The 24189-nt window shown below is 41.8% G+C and carries 17 protein-coding genes; 6 read left to right on the forward strand and 11 right to left on the reverse strand.

The genetic code is table 11. From position 1 onward, the window contains the following. Positions 1-168 precede the first annotated feature (168 nt). Together I8748_RS20255 and psbB are read right to left on the reverse strand one after the other, a co-directional pair. Complete coding sequence (locus I8748_RS20255; protein WP_015115729.1) at positions 169-273, reverse strand: photosystem II reaction center protein T; 105 nt, start codon at positions 271-273, stop codon at positions 169-171. A gap of 145 nt (positions 274-418) precedes the next feature. Continuing rightward, positions 419-1948, reverse strand: a complete 1530-nt coding sequence (gene psbB, locus I8748_RS20260; RefSeq protein WP_198126356.1) for a photosystem II chlorophyll-binding protein CP47 — start codon at positions 1946-1948, stop codon at positions 419-421. A 276-nt stretch (positions 1949-2224) separates the two neighbouring features. On the opposite strand from psbB, the gene I8748_RS20265 reads away from it, so the two are divergent. The 6 genes from I8748_RS20265 to I8748_RS20290 all read left to right on the forward strand — a co-directional run bounded on the left by I8748_RS20265 (position 2225) and on the right by I8748_RS20290 (position 8600). Then, entirely contained in the window at positions 2225-2365 is a 141-nt protein-coding gene (locus I8748_RS20265; RefSeq protein ID WP_198126357.1) for a hypothetical protein, read from the forward strand. Between the two features lie 1355 nt (positions 2366-3720). Beyond that, positions 3721-4443: a hypothetical protein gene (locus tag I8748_RS20270; protein WP_198126358.1), complete on the forward strand. Its 723-nt coding sequence runs from the start codon at positions 3721-3723 to the stop codon at positions 4441-4443. 60 nt (positions 4444-4503) lie between these two features. Beyond that, positions 4504-5802, forward strand: coding sequence for a hypothetical protein (locus I8748_RS20275; RefSeq protein WP_198126359.1), 1299 nt, complete (start codon positions 4504-4506; stop codon positions 5800-5802). Positions 5803-6080: 278 nt separating this feature from the next. Then, positions 6081-6473: a carboxymuconolactone decarboxylase family protein gene (locus I8748_RS20280; RefSeq protein WP_198126360.1), complete on the forward strand. Its 393-nt coding sequence runs from the start codon at positions 6081-6083 to the stop codon at positions 6471-6473. A 93-nt stretch (positions 6474-6566) separates the two neighbouring features. Continuing rightward, complete coding sequence (gene hetI / locus I8748_RS20285) at positions 6567-7286, forward strand: 4'-phosphopantetheinyl transferase HetI (protein ID WP_198126361.1); 720 nt, start codon at positions 6567-6569, stop codon at positions 7284-7286. Between the two features lie 816 nt (positions 7287-8102). Next, a complete protein-coding gene (locus I8748_RS20290) occupies positions 8103-8600 on the forward strand; it encodes a hypothetical protein (protein ID WP_198126362.1) in 498 nt (165 codons plus the stop codon). 450 nt (positions 8601-9050) lie between these two features. On the opposite strand, the gene I8748_RS20295 is transcribed toward I8748_RS20290, so the two are convergent. From I8748_RS20295 to I8748_RS20335, 9 genes are all read right to left on the reverse strand, one after another. Further along, positions 9051-9914, reverse strand: a complete 864-nt coding sequence (locus tag I8748_RS20295; protein ID WP_198126363.1) for an SDR family NAD(P)-dependent oxidoreductase — start codon at positions 9912-9914, stop codon at positions 9051-9053. 63 nt (positions 9915-9977) lie between these two features. Next, positions 9978-11846: a TubC N-terminal docking domain-related protein gene (locus tag I8748_RS20300; protein ID WP_198126364.1), complete on the reverse strand. Its 1869-nt coding sequence runs from the start codon at positions 11844-11846 to the stop codon at positions 9978-9980. Between the two features lie 93 nt (positions 11847-11939). Continuing rightward, positions 11940-12233 (reverse strand): acyl carrier protein, encoded by a 294-nt coding sequence (locus tag I8748_RS20305; RefSeq protein WP_198126365.1) that lies wholly within the window; start codon positions 12231-12233, stop codon positions 11940-11942. Positions 12234-12532: 299 nt separating this feature from the next. Continuing rightward, positions 12533-14212 carry a PfaD family polyunsaturated fatty acid/polyketide biosynthesis protein gene (locus tag I8748_RS20310; RefSeq protein WP_198126366.1) on the reverse strand — a complete coding sequence of 560 codons (1680 nt, stop codon included), beginning with the start codon at positions 14210-14212 and terminating at the stop codon, positions 12533-12535. A 113-nt stretch (positions 14213-14325) separates the two neighbouring features. Beyond that, entirely contained in the window at positions 14326-17700 is a 3375-nt protein-coding gene (locus tag I8748_RS20315; RefSeq protein ID WP_198126372.1) for a PfaB family protein, read from the reverse strand. 142 nt (positions 17701-17842) lie between these two features. Continuing rightward, the gene (locus tag I8748_RS20320; RefSeq protein WP_198126367.1) at positions 17843-19201 is read right to left on the reverse strand and encodes a beta-ketoacyl [acyl carrier protein] synthase domain-containing protein; all 1359 of its coding nucleotides are present in this window, start codon (positions 19199-19201) and stop codon (positions 17843-17845) included. A gap of 534 nt (positions 19202-19735) precedes the next feature. Continuing rightward, positions 19736-21469 (reverse strand): SDR family NAD(P)-dependent oxidoreductase, encoded by a 1734-nt coding sequence (locus tag I8748_RS20325; protein ID WP_198126368.1) that lies wholly within the window; start codon positions 21467-21469, stop codon positions 19736-19738. A gap of 272 nt (positions 21470-21741) precedes the next feature. Next, positions 21742-21924, reverse strand: coding sequence for a hypothetical protein (locus I8748_RS20330; RefSeq protein WP_198126369.1), 183 nt, complete (start codon positions 21922-21924; stop codon positions 21742-21744). A gap of 18 nt (positions 21925-21942) precedes the next feature. Continuing rightward, positions 21943-24189: phosphopantetheine-binding protein (locus I8748_RS20335; protein WP_225896488.1), on the reverse strand; the 2247-nt coding region annotated here is incomplete at its 5' end.

The raw sequence follows: 24189 nt of genomic DNA on the forward strand, positions 1-24189 counted from the left end.
TACGACCGAGACGGGAGTAGGGAGTGGTGTAATTTAACGACTTCAAAAGCGCTCTTTAGTTGAGTGCTGATTGGTGAGAAAGTACATAAATTGGAATATCCGCTGTCACCAGCATTGGTGACAGCGGATAAAAATTTTATATGCTCTTACAAATCTCGTAATAGCAGCTTACTCATCTTTCTTTTCAATGCGGGGGGGTTCGCGAAATGCGATCGCAAAGAAGAGAACACCGATACACAAGGTAAAAATCAAGATGTACGCAACGCTTTCCATACTAAAAGCTCCTGCCTATGCAGTCGGTAATTAAGGTATTGGGTACTGGGTATTGGGTATTGGGTACTGGGTATTGGGTATTGGGAAAACTCTTTCCCAGTCCCCAGCTCCTAGTCCCTAGTCCCCGATCCCCAGTCCCTAAAAATTAGAGAGCTTCCTTCCGGCGGGTTGTCTTGTCACCCACTTTCTGGAATAAACCAAACTCTACTTGTTCTTCTAGATCCGCGTCCACACCAGCAAACACGTCTCGGTAGATTGTCCGGGCGCCATGCCAGAGATGACCAAAGAAGAATAATAGAGCAAATACAGCGTGTCCAAAGGTAAACCAACCTCTAGGACTGGTGCGGAATACACCGTCAGAGTTCAAGGTTTCCCGGTCAAATTCAAAGATTTCACCGCCTTGAGCTTTACGGGCATATTTTTTCACATCAGCTGGATCTGTAAAAGTTTGGCCATCCAGGTCGCCACCATAGAAGCTAACGGTGACACCAGATTGCTCAAAGCTATACTTAGATTCTGCACGACGGAAAGGAATATCAGCGCGGACAATGCCATCTGCGTCGGTCAAGATTACAGGGAAGGTTTCAAAGAAGTTGGGGAGACGACGCACGGTCAATTCCCGTCCTTCAGAATCCTTGAATACTGCGTGACCTTGCCAAGACTGGGCAATGCCATCACCCTTGACCATAGGCCCTGTACGGAATAGACCGCCTTTAGCGGGGCTATTGCCGACATAATCGTAAAATGCCAGTTTTTCGGGAATTTGTGACCAAGCTTCAGAAAGGGTTGCACCTTCAGCGACGCTATTTTGCACGCGACGCTCAATTTCTTGACGGAAGTAGCCTTGATCCCATTGATAACGGGTAGGGCCAAACAATTCGATGGGGGTAGCAGCGTTACCGTACCACATAGTACCAGCAACTACGAAGGCAGCGAAGAATACCGCAGCAATACTGCTGGAAAGTACGGTTTCAATGTTACCCATCCGCAGGGCTTTGTAAAGCCGTTCGGGGGGTCTGACTGTCAGGTGGAATAAACCAGCGATAATACCAACAACGCCAGCGGCAATGTGGTGAGCGACAATACCGCCTGGGTTAAATGGGTTGAACCCGTCTGGCCCCCACTCTGGCGCTACTGGCTGTACGCTGCCGGTGATTCCATAGGGGTCAGAAACCCACAATCCCGGGCCAAATAGTCCGGTGAGGTGGAAAGCACCAAAGCCAAAACAAAGTAGACCAGATAAGAACAGGTGAATGCCAAACATTTTTGGCAAGTCTAGAGCAGGTTCACCAGTGCGGGGATCTCTAAAGAGTTCCAAATCCCAGTAAACCCAGTGCCAAACAGCGGCTAAGAATAACAGACCAGAAAGAACAATATGAGCTGCGGCAACGCCTTCAAAAGACCAGAAACCTGGATCTGTTGAGGGGCCGCCAGTAACGTTCCAACCACCCCAAGATTGGGTGACGCCTAAACGTGCCATGAAGGGCAGCACGAACATCCCTTGACGCCACATTGGGTTGAGAACTGGATCGCTGGGATCATAAATAGCTAGTTCGTACAGTGCCATTGAACCAGCCCAGCCTGCCACTAAGGCTGTGTGCATCAAGTGTACAGAAATCAGTCGCCCTGGATCGTTCAGAACGACTGTGTGTACTCGGTACCAGGGTAGTCCCATCGACTACGCTCCTCCTCGATGAGTTATGTTTACAAAGCAATTTTCTTACTGAGATTCTGAGAGCGGAAGCCAAGAGGCTTGGCAGTTACTTTCATTCGGAAATCCGAATGCAGTGCTGTCTTACCGCCACTCAGAGAGTTTTCTGAGTTTTTGTTATTGCCAGGGTTCTGAGCTTTTCCACAGCTGAGTCTGGGAAGACTGTGTGGGTAGTTTGGCTGTGCTTAAACGCTTTAGAGGCTCTACCTGGTAGAGTAGCGATCGCCCGTGTAACTGCCCTTGAAGTTTTCTGTTGAAGAAAACGCCTTTGTTGTTCCTTTAGGAACTGGCAAAAGCCTTACAGGCTCTTGGGCAGTCGGACACGCTAACTTGATCAGAAGTCGCCTAGTAGGCGTTAATGCACTCGCCAAGCAAAAATGAGAATGTTTTAAAAAGTGTAACTATTGATGGAACTGTTTGCAAGCGTGTAAATCGATGCGATCGCGTAGCTTGCTTGAGTTATCTTGCCATGAATCCCTGCCACAATCTCATTTACGTATCTTTAAGGTTATGTCAAGGAAGGGAAGTAGGAAAGATCAGGCAGCAGGGGCAGATCAGAAGGCTCACTCCTATCTTTTTCTCCTTCACGTTCACAAATGCACACCAAGAGGCATTTATTACATGTACTTTACATTTATTTACATAAGTAAATTTACTTAAGCGTATATAGTTTATCCTCAATTTTTCATGTAGGAGGTAGGCAAAATTGGCAGTGTTCAATTTTTAAAGTTGCCCATGCAATATTTTCATCCTCACTAGCTAATGGTACAGTCAGTCCACTGAAGCAGAATTTTTGACAACTCAACTGACAATCATGACCACAACGTTATTAGGGTGCAGTACTTCTCAGAAGATAAAACTATTTAATACTTTCAGGCAAATCCAAAATTTGACTAAATCTCAATCAGACAAGCTTTCAAATATTATTGATTTTCTCAGATTTCAACATGATCAAGAGAAGTTTAATTTGTAATTAAATAGAGTTTTTTAAGGAATATTACGGCAATTCTGAAAAATTCATAATTTTGTGATGAAGGGCACAAAGTTGAATGAAACGAAGATAGATAAACATTAGCACTGCGTAAATTCCTTTTTGCAAGCCTGTAAAACACCATACATTGCTGGATATAGCCAGCCATTAGTACCAAAGCTCAACTTGATTAGTTGTTCAGGATACCTATTGGCTAATTTTTTAGCTTAATAAGTATTAAATTAACTACAAAATACTTAATTAAGCAGTATGAACACTTACATCAAGCAAAAATAAACAGTTTCTAATAGCAGTATACTGAGTCATAAAAATTACTAATAAAAATGTATAAGTTTAATACTATGCTACAATTATACATTATAAGTTAATCATACTTACTTAAATACTCCTGATGCACCAAATGTGCATAAACTGTCAGGTTAGATGATGTCTAGAGTGCATTTAATGATGCATATAGTTCATAAAGATTTTGTTTTTTTGATAGTTCACTAGTAAAATTACTGAGAAATTCCCTAAAAAAAAATGTGCATTTCATTTTATTCTGTAAATATAAACACTTATATACAAAAAGCTTGGTTGCAAATACTAAAGGAATAAAATAGTACCAAAAGAAATTTAGAAGTCAAGAGTAAAAATCTGGAATCACATCCTTCCGGAATCCTAAGTATTGCCCATGAAGCAATACTGTATCCGATACACAAGTAAGCCCAAGTTATTACTGAAATCATGCCAACAAGGATAAAAGATGAATATAATCATGAATTTGTCTAAAACATTTACTTTCCAAGTATTAGCGTTGACTGCTATATCAGGTGTCACCCTCGCACAAGAAACTCCTACTGTTCCTCAACCCTTAACAACACCAAAACAGACTCCTGCTGTTCCCCAAGTGCAGGCAACACAAAGGATTTGCTCTTTAGATCCCGTTGAGGATTTATTACCTCCACCACAACAAAACAAGCAAAATGCTGTGCTTTCTTACCTTGCCCAAGAAGGTTTTACACAGACCCAAGATGGTGCTTGGGTCTGTTATGCGAACGACCCTAAAAAAGAGGGGCGTTACTATACCGTTTTTAAAGTTCAAGAAGTGAATGGAAAGCTGATAGGCAGTTCTTTTCTTGATGGTGGCAGCCTAATTGACGGGCAAGAAAATCGCAGCATCGACTTTTTTATGACGCTTGTTGAACGTCACATGAATGCAAGTGTTGAGAATCAAGAAAGTATTCGCAGGTATTTGTCAGCCTTCGTTTCCCTGGTGAAGCAAGGAAAAATACAACCCTCGCGTCGTGGGTTTCTTTTTGACCAACCCAACCGTGCATTAGTTTTGTACCACACACTCACAACAGGAGAACTCAAAGGTACAGCAATTACCATCAACATTCAATTGCCTAAAAATTTGAGTTCGGGTTCTACAAATAGAGAATTTCCAACTTCTTTAGGAAATACTTTAAAACCCAACCAACAATAGTGTCCGATTGTTAATAGCCAGCGGCAAGCTTTTGCTGTACTTTATGTGAGGTGTATCTTGTTGAAATCAACTTTTAAAAGCGCTGCAATTTTATTTGCATCTTTTGCAGCGGCACTTTCTGTGTGTCATTCTGCCACTGCCAAACCAGCCGGGCTAGATCTTGGTGGCCAGTATCGTATCCCACCAGGACAAGAGCAAGAGTTACTTCAGTATCAGCTTGAGCATAATAATGATCTACGCCAGGTGCGAGTTATCCCTGGATGCACTACAGGATTTGGTCTGAGCTGCAATAAAACTGGGTCAGTACTTGAGGAAATAATTAAGTCTAATGGCGGCCCTAGCTATGAAGAGATGTTAATTCAGGCAGCTGGGGGGAGAGATAATTTAAAAGATTTTACTGGCTATTATGATAATAGTTTCAACGTTTATCAAACTCCGTATATCTCATTTTGGCGAGAGCAAAAAACCTCTTCTTCGATCCTAGATAGTTCCCAGTACGTTCTTGGGCAATCTGTGAGCCGTACTCCTATAGAAGGTCTAGGAAATGTCACCAAGAAGTTTTCTTGGGCACCCTTAACAAGAGGTGATAATTCCCTCGATCCCCGTAGTGGATTATTAGACTTGAAATACTCCTACGGTCGTGTTCTGTTGAATGAGTTTGCAAAAATCTCCAATCCAGAACAGCAGATTAGGTCTTTAAATCTGCCGCCAGATATGACGCAATATTATTTGAGTACCCTCTCTGGCGGCTTACATGCATTGAAAATTGGAGATGAGCAGGGACTTCAGGACAGTATTTTGAAAATATTCTCCTTTCCCTACACAACTTCCACAACTATTGAGTACGGACGTGTACCAATTGGTGCTTCAGAAGAGTTAGCACTCCAGCCAATACCTCTTGCAGGAGAAGCTCTAGATATAGAGCCAATATTGTCAGAGGGAGCAGATATAAACGCTATCCCAGACGCATCTTTAGCCCTGGGAGATGTTGTACAGGCAGCAGAAGCTGACAATTTTCCGTGGTGGTCATTAGCTGGTCTATTAATTCCTTTAGCTTTCTTATTTGGAAGTGATGGAAATAATTCGTCCGGTCAAACAACGCCTACAGGAAATATACCTGGGAATAATATCCCGCCTATTACTCCCAACCCCTCAGAATGCATTCCCACCAATGGAAACAGTTCTATTGATAATGGTCAGGTCGTCGGAGTTTCGTCGTGTCATAATCCGCCTGTACCGGACGTGAAAACAGTTGTGGAACCATCAACACTCAAAGCTTTACTGTTGCTAACTCTAATGATCTGCATAATCAGTCGCAAACAGCAGTTAATGCCAGCAAAGGTGAAGTTGAATAGCTAAGAGCATATCCTGCGATCGCTTTCACAAAAAATCTCTCAGCAGCTAACTGAGAGATTATAGTTTCCAATACTTTTTACATGAAATGTATCCCACACCAAAAGCATAACTGTCCTTTCCAAAAAAGGTGTGCCAAAATGGCGATTTTTTGAAATTATAAAAAGGATTGGAGTAAGAGTTAGGAGTTAGGAGTTAGGAGTTAGTTATCAGTGATCATTCTCCCCTGCACCCCTGCACCCCTGCACCCCTGCACCCAGTCCCCTGTCACCTTGAATGGAAAAATGACCAAGCTGATCGAATACGAAGAGGCCAGCGACGAAGTACGCTCGGTATATGATGACATCCGGACTACGCGCCAGAATGACTACATTAACAACTTCTGGAAAGCTATAGCCAACCATCCACCCACCTTGCAACGAACCTGGCAGGCGGTGAAGGAAGTAATGACTAGTCCTGGCGAACTTGACCCGTTAATGCGCGAACTGATTTACATCGCTGTGAGTGTTACCAATGGCTGTGAGTACTGCATTGCCTCGCACACAACAGCAGCTCGTGCCAAGGGTATGAGTGATACCATGTTTGGGGAACTAATGGGGATAATCGCCACGGCTAACACAACCAATCGTCTCGCCAACGGCTATCAGATACCTGTAGACGAACGATTCAAAACGTAACAATTATCTCAAGGAAGCTAAGTAACTGAGTACAGACGATTCGCCGAATCGTCTCTACAATTATGAATTACGAATTACGAATTACGAATTAGAATGACTGGTCTAAATCCTATGTGGCTGCCTGCACCAACAGATTTAACTTTATTGCCGGATGAAGTTCATGTCTGGCGAATTGACCTTGACCGACCTCAAGGGCAGCTACAAAATTTGGCAGCAACTCTCTGTGCTGACGAACTTGCTCGTGCTGAACGATTTTATTTTCAGGAGCATCGGCAGCGTTTTATCGCTGGTCGCGGTATGCTGCGGAGTATATTAGCTGGCTATTTGGGTATTGAGCCGCAACACATAAAATTTGATTATCAACCCCGTGGCAAACCAGTGTTAGCAGATACTTTTGCTCAGAGTGGGCTAGCGTTTAACTTGTCTCACTCTCAGGGTTTAGGGTTGTGTGCGGTGAATTATACTCGCCAAATTGGTATAGACCTAGAATATATTCGCCCTATGTCCGATGTGGAGAGCCTTGCCGAAAGATTCTTTTTACCAAGAGAATATGATGTGGTGCGATCGCTCCCTACTGACCAAAAGCAAGAAGTGTTTTTTCGCTACTGGACTTGTAAGGAAGCTTATTTAAAAGCAACCGGAGAAGGAATAGCTCAACTAGAGCAAGTTGAAATCGCACTAACTCCCACAGAACCGGCTAGGTTAAAGACAATTAAAGACTGGAGTCTCCTAGAACTAGTACCCGCTGACAATTATCTAGCTGCTGTTGCCGTAGCAGGTTTTGGTTGGCATCTCAAGTGCTGGCAGTATTGATTGGGTAGTGGCGATCGGGTACTAGGGACACTTCTTGAGCTTCAGTGCATCGCTAGGGACTGGCGTTAGCGCAGCGTTAGCGAGGCACGAGCGTCACCCGAAGGGGAACAGGGAAAACGCATCTTATTTGGTAATAAAAACTAAAAAAAATTTCAAAATGATATAGATAATGTCGAGAAATGGATTATCTAAAACAACAAATAAACTCGTACAACCAAAGGTTGATTTACTTAATCTAACTAAAGGCTAATTAAATCAAGTTTATAAGTATCTATAAATATTAGTTAAATTGTTTTGAAAAAGCTCCATGATAAAAAGTATCCCGGCTGAACCCCAAGAGGGGCCAAGGGTTTCACGTTTCCAAGTGTAATATTCAGGGCATTAGTACTTGTTCGGACACAATTACATTAAGAATTAGAAGAGGTGAAACATGGGATGCTCTAAAGATTATCCAGATTCAGAATATCCTTAATGGGTAAACAAGCCTGAAGCATATGGAGATGGGGCAAAAGTCAAATATAAGGGAATGTTTTTGTGGCAGCATTCTGGGCTTCAGAGCTTGGGGCTATAACTTAAGCATTGACAAATTAGACAATTAATGTTAATTGAGTTCGACAGACCTCTCCCTCCCGGCCTCCCTCTCCATTTAGGCGAGGGAGGAGTAACGAAAAAATAAGGGTTTTACTCCCCTCTCCTTGTAGGAGAGGGGTTGGGGGAGAGGTCGAAACAGTATTCATCGAACTCACGTTAATGTAGCTAGATAAATCAGAAAAAAACAAGCGATCGCTAATCACTCTGGAACCGGAAAGACGGGACATGACTATTAAAAAGGAGAATCCGATGAAAAACCTAGGTCAAATGACAGATCAACAGCAGCACCTCGTTGTTCTTCGCCTTGCGGTAGCAACGTCCATCCTGATTGTTTCTCTCGCGCCGACCGCCATACTCGCCAAACCGCCGGCCACCGAAGCCTCGTGTGAGGGAATCAAGGCTGCATATCCCATCCTCGGAAAGGAGTGCAGCAACCAATACAGTAAAATCGAACACAATCTCACCAACGCAAAGGATCGCCTTGAGACCTACTATGCTAGAGTCTCCGTGTTGGAGATCTTCAGGAAGGCACTCATCTGCAATGGAATGTTTGGCGCAAACAAACAAGCACAGGACAGGTTCAAAAGTGGAGAGCAGGGTCACTTGCAGGCCCTGAACAATCTTGTTACGGCAATGACTGCTGCGAAAGACCCGAATATTCCCCCTACCTACGATGCCAAGAAATTGCAGTCGGTCACTATCAAAAAAGTGCAGTGCAAATAGGCGACTGTAGCACCCAAGGCGCACGGCTGTCCGTTCGGTCGGCCGGCTTCTTTCGGGTCTGAAGGCGTCACCGTGGTCAGCAATTATAGCAAAGTGCTGAGTGCTGAGTGTTGAGTGCTGAGTGAAAACCCAGTTATTTCAATGTTGTGAGCAATCAATATTGTCCTAACAAATCTGGCTACGGCTATATCATTATGAGAATGCAAAATTTACAGTTAAAGATATGGTTTTTGTATCTCTTTAAACCGTTCTCGTCCCAAAACCATACCTGCAAACGCTGTGGCTGTTCTCGCGCTATTGATAAATATGTACAAAAATATCCCACTGTTCATAATCAACAGTCAAAAGTATCAGTAGGGGCGGGTTGATGAATCTTGTCACTTAATAGTATGAGGATATTTGTGAACCAGCCCCTACTTCAACCGAGATAATTTATTTCTTGGAGTTACCTTATTTATCATATGTACCGATTTTTAAACCACGATTTGGAGTCCAATTTTCGACTCGTCGTTGGTTTAATTCGGCCACACCCAACAGGCGATAAATTGTATCGACAGAAACCGGAGAAATTTGTCCAATAGCAAACATAATTTTTGTCAAGGTTTCTGTGAGAAGATTCTCATTGACAATTACCTCTGCCTTGTTTTGCTTAATCGCTCGAAGCACAGCATTTACTACTCTCGTTGGTGTTGAAACACCTGCTAGTTTGGGTGCGGGTATGTGGCTATCAGCAGTCATTCCAATTTCAGAAACATAGCCTGGACAAATTGATGAGAAATAAACGCCAGTACCCGCGAATTCCTGACGCATTGCATCAGTCCACATAATTAAACCTGCTTTACTTGCAGAATAAATGCTGTTGTAAGCAACGCCTTTTTTACCAGCTAAAGAAGCAATATTGACAATGTGACCGCTACCCCGTTCTTTCATACTGGGCAATAATAAACGGGTTAATTCCATAGCAGACAACAGATTAGTTCCTAATACTGACTGAATCTCCTCTGTAGAATAGTCTGTAAAAGCTCGATGAATTTCTATGCCAGCATTATTAATTAAGATATCAATTGGAGCAACAAATTCTTGAATTCGCTCCATTAAAACTGGTAATTCTGTCAAGTTTTGAATGTCAAAGGGAATACTGATTCCTTGACCACCCAAAGCTTTGATTTCATTACATGTTTTATCTAGCCTTGATTTGGAACGAGAAATACAGACTATAGTTGCTTGCTCTTTTGCTAATGCACGTGCAATATATACACCTAGACCACGTGAAGCACCTGTCAGCAAGACTGTTTTTCCTTTGAGAGTTGTCATGCTAAAATATCCATAATTTTAATGAAGAAAAAGTGCTAAAACAGCACTTTTTCAAGCAGTTTATTAGTTGGCTAATTTGCTCTTAAGAGAAGCAAAATGTTTGCCACCTAACTCAATAGTTGATTCTTCACATCCTGTTTTCAATCTTGCTAAGAGATATTCCAAATTAGGACTAATAATGTTAGTGCCATGATCGGGTTCTATCAAGCAGGCTAAGTTAATCTCTGTGCCATATTGATTCACCAAATTATAAATACCTAAAAAGTTGAACACTCCTGATTCATAAGTGCCACAAGGTACCGAAGGATTGTTCACTCCCATAAAGTATTCATGCTTTTGCAACCACTCAACTGCTGGGTATCCGTGGAAATGGATCATCGGCATTCCATTGCTAATTAAGTTTGGTGCATAGAGAGATGCGGACATGGCGATCGCTAGCATGACATACACATCATATGAAGGCTTGATATCCGCTAATTGTGGATCAATTCCCTGTGGTAAATCCAGTAATAACCTATCAGTTAAACCAATTCTGAGAATGTCACTTTCTAGTTGTAAATTGGTTTTATTAGAGCCAGAACGAGCGCTACAAATCCAGATATCAGGAATCTGTTTAAACTTATATTCTGCTCCTATTTTGGTTTTTAAATACCGTCTACCGATGGTATTTTGTCGGACTTCATCACTATTGAAGCCAGTCACAGGAGTTAAGCTTTGCCAATCACTTTCGGGTATTTCAATTTCACCAATGTACTGCGGTGGTTCTGCATAAGCGACAAAGCCGTAAGAAACACCAGTTCTACCATTAACGATGACATTGACAATATCTCGATGAGATTGTCTTTTAATCACTTCACTCAGTTTGGAACCTGGAGGAAAGAGATTTGTATCTGCTAGCTGAGTACTCAAGCTGACTAATTTTTGTGCATAACTTGAGGACTGGGGATTGTAGTTACCTAGTTTAAATTTACTCAGAGGTAGCGGTAAAATGGGTACATAAACTTTAGGAATGAGTGACTTTAAGACAAAGCCATCAATTTCATCTCTAGAAAATACCGAATCTGACAGATTCATGTTTAAAATAGAGAATTGAGAATAAGATACTCCAATGACAATTTCCGAGAAAGTTCTCACAAGAGTATTCAAGCCCATCTTGATTTTTTGCTGATAAGGAGTTTGAAAATTCACAAACTCTTTATCTAAATCAGTGAGAACAATTACTTGAGTATTGGTAGGGTCTTCGATAAATTTAGCGGCACAATCTTCTGCCCAACCAATCAAACTGGCAATTCTGGAAACTGAGATTTTGCGCTCTTTCAAAATAAACCGCGAATACAATTGATACAACTTCTCAGCTGTAAAAGTCTCAGCACGACTTCTGACCGAAGGTGGTCTATCAACATCAATAACAGCATTAATTCCAGTTTTAACTACTCTGGTTTTAATGCTTTTTTTGATGTTAGTCAATGGGATATTAATTTCATAGCGGAACTCTGTAGTAGCTTGTTGCCAAGGTGTAACATTGACCCCATATTCTTGCAACTTCTGTTCTAGTTCGGCTCTAAACTTGAGAATTTCTGCATTTTTATATCCCTTCGGCAAAGGTCTAAAAGTGATACTTAACTTTTGAGCCATGAGTTTAGGATCGATAATCGGTTCCTTACACTCAAGACTTAATTGATCACCTGATTCTCCAATTAAACGGCCAATGGTTTGTAAACTTAAACCCTGTGGTAATGGTATTGTAGGAGTAATAGGGGAAGAATTACGCTCACGTAAAAATTCTAAAATTTCTGGCTTACGAGCAGTTATTTCTGCCTGGATATCTGGTGTTAATACTCCCTTGGGAGAACGAATATTTAATTTTTCATTCTCAACCCAAATTTGTACACCTTTCTGGGTGAGAGTCGCCAAAATTTCCGATGCATTCATAGTAATTACCAAATTATTTTAAGACAGTTGCTCAAATTATTTGCTCACACAACAAAACATAAAAAACTTCTTTCCCCTCCCCCCTCCCTATTTTTAAATTTCAAACACTTCAGACTCAGAAGCTTGAGATTCTTCAGCTAACCGTTGGGAAAGTAATTCGATAGTGGGATAATGCCACAGTAATAAGGGAGACAATTGAAATCCCAAAAACTTACCTGCTTTTGCTGCTATAAGCATTCCCTGTGCTGAATCTAAACCGTAACTATCAAGAGGCGCTTGAATATCTATTTCTGCTGCTTCGACTCCTAGCAATTCAGCTATATGAGATGTTAGCCAAGTTTGAATTTCTTCTGCGGTATAAGTGGGAATTGGATTAGATAAACTCATGTGCAAACCTTGAAGATAGTATTAGTTCAACTGGGAAAATTGATATCAAAGCCGAGTATTTTTGTAAAGCATTCCAAAATAAGTTATCAAATAACTACGTTCTTATACTCTCTGTGCCTCTGTGTCTCTGCGTGAGATTTCATGAATCGTTTAGGAATGCAAGATAGCAGTCCTATCTGAGTAGTGAAAAATAGTTTTTTAATCGAACCACAGAGACGCAGAGAACACAGAGAGATAAGAAGGAGGCATTTTCACAAGTGATTTAGGAATGCGATAGTTACTCGGTTTATGACACTTACTTAAATCACTCCTGATAATTTCACAGAATGTTCGGGACGATACTGACTGTAGTACTCAGGAATTTGCATTCCTTGCATTTTCAAACTTTGAATGCGGTATAAAAATGCTGCTCCTGTCATGATGTGGTAAGCGACATCAACAACTCGTCGATTATGTGGTTCAGCTAAATAAGAACCTTGCACCCAGTCATTGAAGCTACCCATTGCTGGGCCGCACCAAATTTGATAATCAACTTCTCTACCTTTTTCACCAGAAGTAGACCAGCGAGAGGATAATCCTAAATACCAGCGAAAAATTAACGCCATTTTCAGCTTGGGATTATTGACAGCTTTACCTAGTTTTTCAGGATTTTTTTGAGATAGATAAGCTGCTGTTCCTTCCCAAACTTCAGCAATAGTTTTGCGAAAAACTTGTTTTTCTAATTTCTCTCTTTCTGCAAGAGGAATTTCTTCGATTGATTCATAATTTCTGTATAATTCATACAGTTTTTGTGCCCGCATGGGAAACAAAGTACCTCGTTTGAGAACTTGAAGTTTTACCCCCATTTCAAACATATCTGCTGCTGGTGCCATCATGACATCAGCCATTTCTGCTTGCGCTAATAGTTGCTTAGTATGTTCACAAGCGCCTGATTCAATACAAGATTGATTAATCGAACCAGTCATGACATAAGCAGCACCCATCATAAAGGCTGCTAAGGCTGATTGTGGTGTGGCAATTCCGCCGGCTACTCCCACTCTAATGGGTTGTTCGTAATGATATTGTGCTTGAATTTCATCGCGCAAGGCAATAATTGAAGGCAATAAACAAACTAGGGGACGATTATCTGTATGACCACCAGAATCAGCCTCAACAGTAATATCATCAGCCATTGGAACTTTGGCTGCAAGTTTTGCTTGTAAATCAGTAATTAATCCTTGTTCAAGAAGTTCTTTAATAATTCTGGCTGGTGCTGGTTGCAGAAATTTACTGGCTACTTCTCGACGAGAAATTTTAGCAATGACTTTGTTTTTGATTTCAATTTGATTGGCATCATTTAAACAAAGTCCAGCAACACGATAGTAAACAATGTTGGGAGTTAAGTCGAGAAATGCAGAAGCTTCTACAGTTCTTACTTGATATTTGAGGTATAAATCTACAGCACGGCGTTCAATGGCAAGTTCGTTAGGGCTATGAATTAAATTAAAAGCATAGGGGCCGTGAGGTAAGGCTTGTTGAATGCGATTAATTGCTGATTCTAAACGGTCTGGACTTAAACCGCCTGCACCAAAAGAACTTAAAATCTTTTCTTTACCAAGGGCAATAACCATTTCTTCAGAGGCAATTCCACCAGCCATTGCGCCAGTGACATAGGCATATTTCACGCCATGAAAGGAGAGAAAATTAGGATCGCCCAACTGTTGAATGCAGATTGGTGCAACAGATGTGAGTAGTTCTACTTGTGCTGTTGTACCATTCTCAGCAGGACATAAATAACCTTCGTTTGTTACACCAATTTTTCCGGCAACTTTCAAAATGTAACAAGGTTTATCTAAGGCTAACAATTTATCCTTAATGGCTGTCTGCTCAAAAGATATACCATCTAAAGACCCTCTCCAGGCAAGGTTTTGATTGTAGGTATAGGCAGAAAAGCCAAGACCATTATCAAGTTTATTGAGCAGCACATCTACAGTGGTCACAGTCGCTATCCCTCAAGTTTACTAACTATTTGTTTGTTCTTTGTGTCTTGGTGTCTTGGTGGTTTTATTCAAGATTATTAACCACTAAGGCACAAAGACACTAAGGTAATGGTTTATTCATTCAGTAAGTTTTCAGCACAAGCTAGTTGTAGTTGAATGATTTCGCTCATTTGCTTACTGAAATCTTGTCTGGCTTTTAAAAACGCAGTATGGGATTTTGTTATCCGAGAATTGTTAGCAGTCAGTGTTTGATACTGTGATTGCTTGGAATCAAATATGTTGATTGTGTTGTCAACTTCGTTATTTGTAACAGTTACAGACGGAATAGCTTGAGGAATCGCCTGTTTAGTGGTAGTTGACTCAGAAAATTGTAGTTGTTCTTGAGGTGCAAAACCGTGTTCAATGATAGTTTTCATCTGGACTTCCGCTGGCTGAGTTGTGGCTGGTGAAATATTTTGAAAATGACTATCAGCATTAACAAGTTTTGGATTAACTTTCAAAGAATTGATGAGTTGTGAGTTGCTGAATGATGGTATATTTTGATGTGGCTTTTGCGAGCGATCGCGTCTGAATTTCTCCGCAATATTTTGGAATAGTTTGCGGTTCTCTTCACTCAATATTGTGGCGGTAATCGAGTTGCCCCCCAAGGTGACAGTTCTCAATGTTGCTTTCTTTTGAGTAGTAGTTTCTGGGATAGAACTGTAGATTGGTGCTAAATTTAAAGCAACTCGATGGCTAACCAGTTTTGCTAATGCTTTGACAATCGAAGTATGGTCATCCATACCTCTACGATTGAGGGATACTGTGATGTGTTCTTTGTCTTCTAAAATCTTATCGATCCAGCGAGAACAAACACTACCAGCACCAGCTTCAATAAATATTTTCGCACCGTCATTGTAAACACGGTCAACTAGTTTAGGAAAATCAAGTTGTTGAGAAAGTCCGGTGGCAATACTACGAGCAATTTCACCATCATCAAGTTTGATAGGTTGATACTCAGCAGCAGAATAAAATACAATATCGGGAATATTTCGCGATGGTAAAGTGTTTAATTTCACCAACTCATCGTACTCCGATCGCATGGCTTCACAATGAATCACATGGTCGAAGGGAGCAGGAAAAGCATTACAACCTAAAGCTGTAATTACTCGCTGACAAGCTGCTGGTTCACCAGCAATTAATACTTCTTCATCAGTATTAATCTGAGTTAAATAAACGCGCGGTTCATTTTTCAAACATTCTCTGACCTGAGATGGATTGGCCATGAGAACATAGTTACTCCAAAGATTATTCTCTGAAGTGGCAGAAGTTTTTGGTAATCCCCAATACTCACGCACAGCATTTTTTGGCCCAGATAATCTATCACCAAACAAAGCTGAAGAGTTAAAGCTGCTACTTCCTTGATAAAAATTGCTCCAAACTCCTTGGGCAACCATCATACTAGTTTCACCCAAGCTATACCCAAACACATATTTGGGTTTAACTTGAAAATCATCACTAATAATTGTGGTGATTAATCTGGTAAAAAACATTTCCGCTTCAAACATTGCCAAGGAATCATTTAGCAATCGTTTTTCTAGCGTTTCTAGATGTCTGGTTGACAATTTATTCAAGCTTCTGGGGAAAACCAACCTCTCCACATCAGCAACACGTTTGTAAATACTTTTCACCATCGAGTCTTCATAGACTCTAGGGAACAAGTGAAACAAATTACGACCAATACCAACATAGGAATTAACCGCTGCTGGATAAACGTAAGCAATTTCACCTTTTTTACCCAATGGGTTAGCTGTAAAGTAACTACCTGCTGGTGTTAACCAGTCTGTCCCCCGGTCAAAAGCGCTGTTTACACCTTTACGGGCTGATTCGATTTCTCTAAGTAATTCTTTTTTGTTACGTCCAGTAATTGCTAAAGCATACTTGGCTTGTGATTGTTGTTGAAAAGTAGCAAAAGCAAGGCTTGCAGTAGCTGATAAAGAAGAACTCTGATCAATACTTTGTTGGAGATTATCCAAAGCCTCTAGTAAAGTTGCACGCTGGTCGGCTGCTATGGGGAACAGATAAAAAGGCATTTGTTCCAGATAGCTGCTGCTGTATTGTTGTTGGTCGGGTTCTTCCGACAAGATTAAGTGGGCGTAAGTCCCATCACAGCCGATACTGTTAACCGCTGCAATGCGCCGTGTAGAGTCTTTAGCCAAAAACCAAGGCCTTGATTCCGTAGCGACATAGAAAGGACTACCTTCCCATACTTGTGGTGCTTTCACACCAGACCAGTTAGGAGTGGCGGGAATGTACTTGTGATAGAGACACAAAGCAGTTTTGATTAAACTGGCAATTCCTGAAGCTACGTGAGTGTGACCGATATTAGCTTTGACGCTACCAATAGCACAGTGCAAACCATTTCCCACCGAAGGATAAGCCTGTATTAAGCCAGTGATTTCTGCTTCATCTTCATGAGGTACACCACTACCGCAAACTTCTACATACTTAACTTCGGCGGCTTGAATACCTGCTTGCTGAAAAGCTTCATGACAAACTTGGGTAACCGTTGCAGCATCGCCAGAACTAGAGTAGACTTGCCCAAAACTCAAGGCATCAACAACTGCATAGATGCGATCGCCATTTTCTTTAGCAGTATCATAACGCTTGAGTACAACTGCCCCAGCACCTTCGCCAATTATCCAACCGTTGACTCTTTGGTCATAACTCAAGGTATTGGCACCTGTGTTAATTGTTGCCAACTGATTTCGCAACAAAACACTTTCTACCCCGCCAGCTAAATCAACGGCACCGACCACAACTGCATCTGCTTCCCCAGAAATCAGTAGCATTTGTGCCACTTCCAACGCCTTGAAAGCGGAGGTTTCCACCCCTGTGATAGTGAACGAAGGCCCGGTAAAATTCCACAACGAAGAAACCCGACTCGCCATGATGTTAGCGATGTAACTGAGATATTCACCAATATCTACTTGATGGTGGACGCTATCTTTAACAATGGTTTCCAGTTGGGCAATTTGTTCTTGGGGTAAAGTGATTTCCGCAGCGTTTAAACCATCTTTAATCTGCCAAGACAAATCCCAGCGTTGTTGTAGCTGGTGGACAGACAACTCCGTCTCAGCCGCAATAATCACTGCCACATTACCGCCTTCTGGGATTTTCGCATCTTTGAGGGCGCGATCGGCAACCTTTAGCAGTAATAGTTGTTGCGGGTTGAGTTTTTCTACTTCATTGGGAGGGATTTTGTAACCTAAAGTATCAATGTCAAAATCTGTAATGTATGCCCCTATCGGTGCCTTTCCCTCTGCTAAACCGTACTCTTTGAGTAAGTCTTTTTGTGCTTCTATGCCATACCATCTTTTCGGCGGTAGGGAAATAAAATGCTGTTTGCCATCATAAATACTACGTTCAAAAGCATCTAATCCATTGCACTCACCGAAAAAGGCATCCATGCCGACAATGGCAATTCTATTACTTTCTTGTTCAAACATCATCAATTAAAGTGTGAGGGGTGAAATATCAAGTTAGGACTTACGCAGTAATTCTTTAAAACTCTTCTTTCTCTGCGTCCTTGGCGTCTTGGCGGTTCGTTTATTCAACATTCTCCGAAGTTTAAAATACAAAATTCATACTTCATCCTTCCTTCGTCTGTTCAATAATTAGGTGTGAATTAGTGCCACCAAAACCAAAAGCACTTAAAGCCGCATATTTAGTTTTTGCATTCGGCCACGGCGTTGGAGTTCGCACAATTGTTTTAGCAGAAATGATATTATCTTCCGAACCGAGAGGTTCATTCACATTAATAGTTGCTGGAATCACATCACCAGACATACTCAGAATCGTTTTAGCCAAGCCAACCATACCGGCTGCAACTAACAAGTGCCCGACATTGGCCTTAGTAGAACCAATTAAAGGAGATGCTTGGTGTTGTCCAAAAAAGCTTTCTATGGAGTTGAATTCCGTAGTATCTCCCAACAAAGTGCCAGTAGCATGACACTCCATATAATCAATAGCTTGGGGAGAAAGTTGTGCCTCCTTATAGGCTCGTTCAAAAGCTAGTATTTGCCCTTGAGAATTAGGGCTGAGAAAATGCTTACCTTTACCATCATTAGAGAGTCCGTTACCACAAATGGTAGCTAAAATTTTATCACCATCTCTGATGGCATCGCTATATCGTTTTAGCACAACCATCCCAATACCTTCGGATGTAATTAATCCTCTTGATGCTTGATCTAGAGGAGAACTAATACCATTTTCAGGATATCCTTGAATTCCAGAAAATAACATGCGTATAAACAGTGGGTCTGAACAACTAATTGCACCAGCTAGCATCAAATCAGCTTTGCGTGACCACAAATAATGAGATGCCAATTTCATGGCATAAAACGATGAAGAACAAGCTGCATCTATACAAAAATGAGTACTAGATAAAGAGAGAGCTTGGGCGATTAATGCAGCAGGAAAACCGCACACCATAGCATTGTATGGGGATGCTTTGGTGGTTGTTGGTAAAGCTGAAAGATGAAAATCTTGGTCTTGTAAAAGTTCTGCGATCGCAGGGTCAATGGTTTGCCGATAAATGGGTGCAACTAACTGATTTGATAACTTTGTAGGTAAAGATAAAGCTCCTAAGATTACGCCACATTTTGCAAGTACATTTCTGTTTCCCCAATAACCACTCTGCACAATTGCTTGCTTGGCAGCATAAAGCGACCATTTAAAGGTGTTGTCTAAGCTTTCTACAAATTCTGTTGGCAGATTGTATTCGCTGGCATCAAATTTAAAATTGCGAATGAATCCTCCTCGAAGGAAGTAGGTTTTTTCTGGTTTGCCTTTAATTGGGTCGTAAAATATTGCAGGATCTACGCCTATTTCTTCAACAGTTACAGATGATGTTGAATCTTTTTCTTCGGTAAGATTCTGCCAAAATTGCTCAGGGTTGTTAGCATCAGGGAAGAGGCATGATAATCCGATAATGGCTATTTTTTCCACTACTGATTCCTCGTTGGGGTATTAGGTTACAGGGCAATTTTTCAGGGCAGCCAGAAGGATTTACGCTCCCTAATTTGGACGGTATTTACGCAGTTACTCAAACTTGAAAGGATTTACGGAGAGTTTTGGACAGGCAGAGATGTCAGCTACTTCTGTCTTGCTGCAAGAATACCTAATTTTTTTATCTCACGCAGAGGCGCAGAGAGCGCAGAGAGTAGAATATAATATCAGCTTATTATAGCAATCCTAAATGATTTATGAAGTTACTAACTTTTTTTCTTACTGTCCAGCGGCGGCTCTGCTGCTTTAGACTTTTCTGTAGTAGTTTTTTTAAAACCAAATTTCACAACTTCAATAGGATTGCTATGGCTAAATAAGTGTGAGTAATTACTTAACAGTAATTGCCTCTACAAATTCTTGGCGCTCTTGGCGTCTTGGCGGTTCGTTAAGCTTGAGATAATCTCTGTGTCTTTGTGTCTTTGTGGTTGATCAAAAATTTAACCACAGAGACACAAAGACACAAAGGAAAGAGGTTTATTTACGCTTATGTAGATTCATTGGTGCAATCACGGCTTTTGCTCCTAAGATACGTGAGTAAATTTTTCCTTCTGTATCGTGGAGGAAAAAATTAGCAGTTACACCAGTGGCTGTTTTATTCTCGACTTCGCAAGAAACATAAAAGGGTGCGTTGCAGGGTACGGTTCTAAATTGTTCGGAATGTGTTAATTGTCCCGGTAAACAAACTTCTTGATGAAAATGGTTCAACCAAATCCATAAAGCTTGTGTACTCAAGTCTGTTGTGTAGGGATTATGCCATTGTACGGGGAATTGTCCTTGTTCTCTGGCTGTGATTTCTTGCCAAAAACATTCGATGGTAATTTTTGTGGGATTAATATTTAAGACTCGGACAATTTTCTGAAAGGCTGGCCCATGAAATAGTGAGGAATCACCGTTTTGATAGAAGTCTTTGCCCGTAGTTGTGATAATGTTATCTTCGGTCAAATTCACATCTTCATAAATGGGAGCCTCTGGCAATTTTCGCACTAGTTTTATTTGTGCTTTGTAATGGAAATGAGTTTTACCTGTGGTGGTATTACTCAAGATTGTAGTTTCAAATTCAATGAAATCAGACTCAGCTTTGGCAATTTCTTGTATTTCTAAAATGTGTTCCTGGGGTGAGTTTTCACCAAATGTAATTCCTTTTAAAACTTTGAAGTTTTTGCAACTCAAATAGGTGTAACCTGGATAAAGTTCTTCACAAGCATTAATCATCCAGGACATAGCACAGGTAGCTGGTAATACTGGTGAACCTGCAATTGTATGATCGTGTAAAAAGGGATTGGCTTCTACTGTCATCCGGCGACGGATGCGATAGCTTCGTAGTTCTGGTTCTAAAGGTGCTGGTGGCCGAATGGTGGGACTACCAATCACAACTTGTGTGGTTGCATGATGAGCAGGATGCAGTTCGTTGACAAGCATTTGTGTGCCAACATCTACAGGGATAATGTCAATTCCGCGTTCAGCAAAAGCTTTTTTGAGTTCTGGTGTCACCATACCACTATCCCAACCTCCCCAATTAATAGCAACTACGTGACATTGAGGATATTGTTGCTTGATTAAATGGGCTGATTTGTTGAGAATTTCGTTAGCGATCGCATAATCAGATTGTCCCTGATTACCATAAAATCCAGTAACTGAAGAGAACAATACTAAATGCTCTAGTTGGTTGGGATTGACACAACTCAGTAAATTCTCTAGCCCTTGCACTTTAGCAGTATAAACTTTTTCAAAATCTTGGTCGGTTTTCTTTTCAATCAATTTATCGGCTAAATTTCCCGCACCGTGGATAATGCCTGTGATTGTTCCTGTGCGTGCAACAGCGGCGGCTAATTTATTTTGTAATTCTGCAACATTTGTAACATCAACGCTGATATATTCTGCTTTTGCTCCTGTTTGTTGAATTGCTACCAAGGTATTTTTTATTTCTCGGCTAGAAGCAATTTTGTTATATATCTTTTGTACGCTCATGGGTGTAGGCTTCTCTCCTTGAGAAAGCAGATTTTCCATGATGCGTTTTTTTAATACCGATTCTTCAAAACAATCCTGGGCAAAATCTGGCTCGGTTTCTAAGACTTCTGAACGACCGAGGAGGATGAATGTAGAAGGTTGATGTTGTGCCATTTTGATAGCACATTGAGCAGTAATTCCTTTTGCACCGCCACTGACGAGGAAGACAGATGAGGGGCGAACCTGGGTTTGTGTAGTCATATTATTTGAGTTTGGGAATTATTGGATTTTGGCTCACGCAGACGAGGACACTTGCACAGGAAGGCTCTGCCGACTTGAGGAGCCAGTGCGTTGCGGAGGTTCCCTCCGTTGTAGCAACTGGCGTCAAAGTGTCCGTCGCGCAAAGGCGCAGAGAGAAAGATTGAGTTTCGTGCTGCTATTGATTACTTGTCTTCCTCCTCTGCGTTCTCTGCGCCTCTGTGGTAGCCTGCGGCAAGCCGCTGCGCGTCTACGTAAAAAAAAATTTAAGTAATCTAGCAGTTAGCCTTAAGGGGTGGAAGTTCAGGGAGTTCGGGAAGTTCAGGTAGAGGAGGTAGAGGAGGTAGAGAAGGTGGTGGTGAAAGCTCAGGTACACTCTTGGGAGGAGACACAGGAGGAAACTCCGGTAAAGGCGGGAACTCTGGTAGAGGGGGTAACTCTGGTAAAAGTTCTTCCATTAGTTCCCCCTCATCCCTTTACTTCTGAAACGAAGTAGTGAGGGTGACGCGTCCCTGTGAACCGTAAGCAACTTCACTAATGTAAAGATTAGGATCATGAAGCTCGGCGATAATGTGTTGGGCTGAGAGTTGGGCATCCAAAGCGGGACTTAAATCAATGGCGCGAGCAAACACTCTGGGCCATTCCCATCTCAGCGTCTTAACTAATCCGAATAAGCCAGCAGCGATCGCACCAAATTTGGTGTTATGCTCAAGCCCAAAGGCTCCATCTAATCGAGTCACTGTCAGAAAACAACTACGTTCATAACGCGCTGCTTCGTTGAGGGATTTCTTTAGGTGTTTGGCTATGAAGAAGACATGCTTAACTATGGCTTTGTCCTGTTCTAGATAGGAAATTGGGCTGGTGTGGCTCGTCTGGAATACTGGATGAATGTGGATCAGCGCCCCAATGCTGCCGAAGTTAGTCGCGATCGCTAATAATTTGTGTTGGAGTAGTTCTTCACTCATATCTGCTAAGGTGATGCGATTAACTCCGGCTGGTAAAGGCGCTTGTTGGGGGATGAGCGATTGGGGGAAGCTTAAAACTACTACTTTCCAACCGCGTTCTACTAAGGTTTTCGCTACTTGGGAGGTGGTGAGGGAACCATCATCAGTAATTAAACCGATGTGTCCCTCTGGTAAAGTGAAATCTAAACTATCCGGTGGTGGCAGGAATTTGAGTTTAGCTGGACGCCGCGCCACGTTACCGATTATCTGGACTGGCTGGAAGTCAAACTGTGGCTGAGACTTTTTTTTTTCACCTCCAACTAACCGCTGGAGATAATCAACTATTTGCCCAATGGTGCGGAGTTCTCCCAGTTCTTCGACGTTTGGCTTGGGTAGGTTGGGGTACATTTCTTGCATCGCCCCTAAAATTTCTACCCTTTTGATGGAATCAATGCCTAAGTCAGCTTCCATATCCATATCTAATTCCAGCATCTCTACTGGGTAGCCAGTTTTCTCGCTGGTGATGGCTAACAGAGTTTGACCTAAGTCTGCATACTCATTACTAGCTGTTTCTGCAATTTCTGTAATTACTGGGGTAACAACTGGCTCAGGTGCAGTAATTACTGTTACTTCGGCTGGAGCTACAATTGTCATTACCGGTGCATCTTGCACTTGGTTAATGGCAATTTCTACAGAGACACTTTTAGCAGCGTGGGATTGCAGATATTCGACAACTTGACCGATGGTGCGTTTTTCTGCCAGTTCTTCTAAGTTTGGCTTGGGTAAATCGGGGTACATCTCTTGCAATGCTCCCAAAATTTCTACCCGTTTGATGGAATCAATACCTAAGTCTGCTTCCATGTCCATGTCTAGTTCCAGCATCTCCACTGGGTAACCAGTTTTCTCGCTGGTGATGGCTAACAGATTTTTACCCAAGTCAGCCACATTAATGTTGGGAACAGCTATAGGTGCAGTAATTGTGAGTGCAGGTTCAGGGGTAGTTTCAACAACGGCAAATGTGCTAATTTTAACAACAACTTCTGGCTGAGGCTCTACCACTGGAGCAGGAGCAGGTACGGGTGCTACAGGCTCTGGTTGGATTTCCCAAACTGGAGCTACAGGTGCTTGGGCGACCTTTGAGCCATTCTTAGTTACAGGCTGCTGTACAGGTTCCGACTGGCTTTCGACTATCTTAGCGGTGGGAGGTACAGGTGCTTCGGTGACGGGTGTAGCGATGGTGAAAGGTACAAACTGGCGATCGCTTACTCCATTGGCTGGTGTTTTTGGAAGCTGCGTAGTTTCCTCTTGTGAAAGTAACTGAGAATACTCTTGTTGGATGAGTTGGAAAAAGTTTCTCGCGTATTCTACCTGTTCTTGCAGATATTGCTCATGGATGCGTAAAGTTTCACCTTGTTGGGCGTGAAACTGCATCATGCTGCGTTCTACGCTTTCCATGACAACTTGCTTGAGTTGTGCTGTTTCTGTGGAAGATTTGGTGTTAGCAAACAAAGCATGTTGCTGCTGCATCAGTTGGAAAAACGTTTTAGTGTATTCCATCTGATGATTTAGGTAAGTTCCGTGGGCTTGTAAATTCTCAGCTTGATTTTGTTGAAATTTTGTCAAGAGGTACTCTAAACTTTCTAGTACCCGTTGGAAATTTATAGCTTTTTCTGGTGTTGGTTGCATCTTCGATTCCTGGGCTAGTTGATGGGAAATAATCGCAGGATTCATTTCAGGTAGGGGGGATAAGAGAGCAGGGGGAGCAGGGGAAGCAGGGGG

This window comes from Amazonocrinis nigriterrae CENA67 (genome assembly GCF_016056305.1).
GTDB lineage: Bacteria > Cyanobacteriota > Cyanobacteriia > Cyanobacteriales > Nostocaceae > Amazonocrinis > Amazonocrinis nigriterrae.

What these genes read in the sequence shown, in the direction of transcription:
- I8748_RS20255 (WP_015115729.1), bottom strand. Translation starts at nt 273, where the DNA reads ATGGAAAGCGTTGCGTACATCTTGATTTTTACCTTGTGTATCGGTGTT.
- psbB (WP_198126356.1), bottom strand. Translation starts at nt 1,948, where the DNA reads ATGGGACTACCCTGGTACCGAGTACACACAGTCGTTCTGAACGATCCA.
- I8748_RS20270 (WP_198126358.1), top strand. Translation starts at nt 3,721, where the DNA reads ATGAATATAATCATGAATTTGTCTAAAACATTTACTTTCCAAGTATTA.
- I8748_RS20280 (WP_198126360.1), top strand. Translation starts at nt 6,081, where the DNA reads ATGACCAAGCTGATCGAATACGAAGAGGCCAGCGACGAAGTACGCTCG.
- hetI (WP_198126361.1), top strand. Translation starts at nt 6,567, where the DNA reads ATGACTGGTCTAAATCCTATGTGGCTGCCTGCACCAACAGATTTAACT.
- I8748_RS20290 (WP_198126362.1), top strand. Translation starts at nt 8,103, where the DNA reads ATGACTATTAAAAAGGAGAATCCGATGAAAAACCTAGGTCAAATGACA.
- I8748_RS20295 (WP_198126363.1), bottom strand. Translation starts at nt 9,914, where the DNA reads ATGACAACTCTCAAAGGAAAAACAGTCTTGCTGACAGGTGCTTCACGT.
- I8748_RS20300 (WP_198126364.1), bottom strand. Translation starts at nt 11,846, where the DNA reads ATGAATGCATCGGAAATTTTGGCGACTCTCACCCAGAAAGGTGTACAA.
- I8748_RS20305 (WP_198126365.1), bottom strand. Translation starts at nt 12,233, where the DNA reads ATGAGTTTATCTAATCCAATTCCCACTTATACCGCAGAAGAAATTCAA.
- I8748_RS20315 (WP_198126372.1), bottom strand. Translation starts at nt 17,700, where the DNA reads ATGTTTGAACAAGAAAGTAATAGAATTGCCATTGTCGGCATGGATGCC.
- I8748_RS20325 (WP_198126368.1), bottom strand. Translation starts at nt 21,469, where the DNA reads ATGACTACACAAACCCAGGTTCGCCCCTCATCTGTCTTCCTCGTCAGT.
- I8748_RS20330 (WP_198126369.1), bottom strand. Translation starts at nt 21,924, where the DNA reads ATGGAAGAACTTTTACCAGAGTTACCCCCTCTACCAGAGTTCCCGCCT.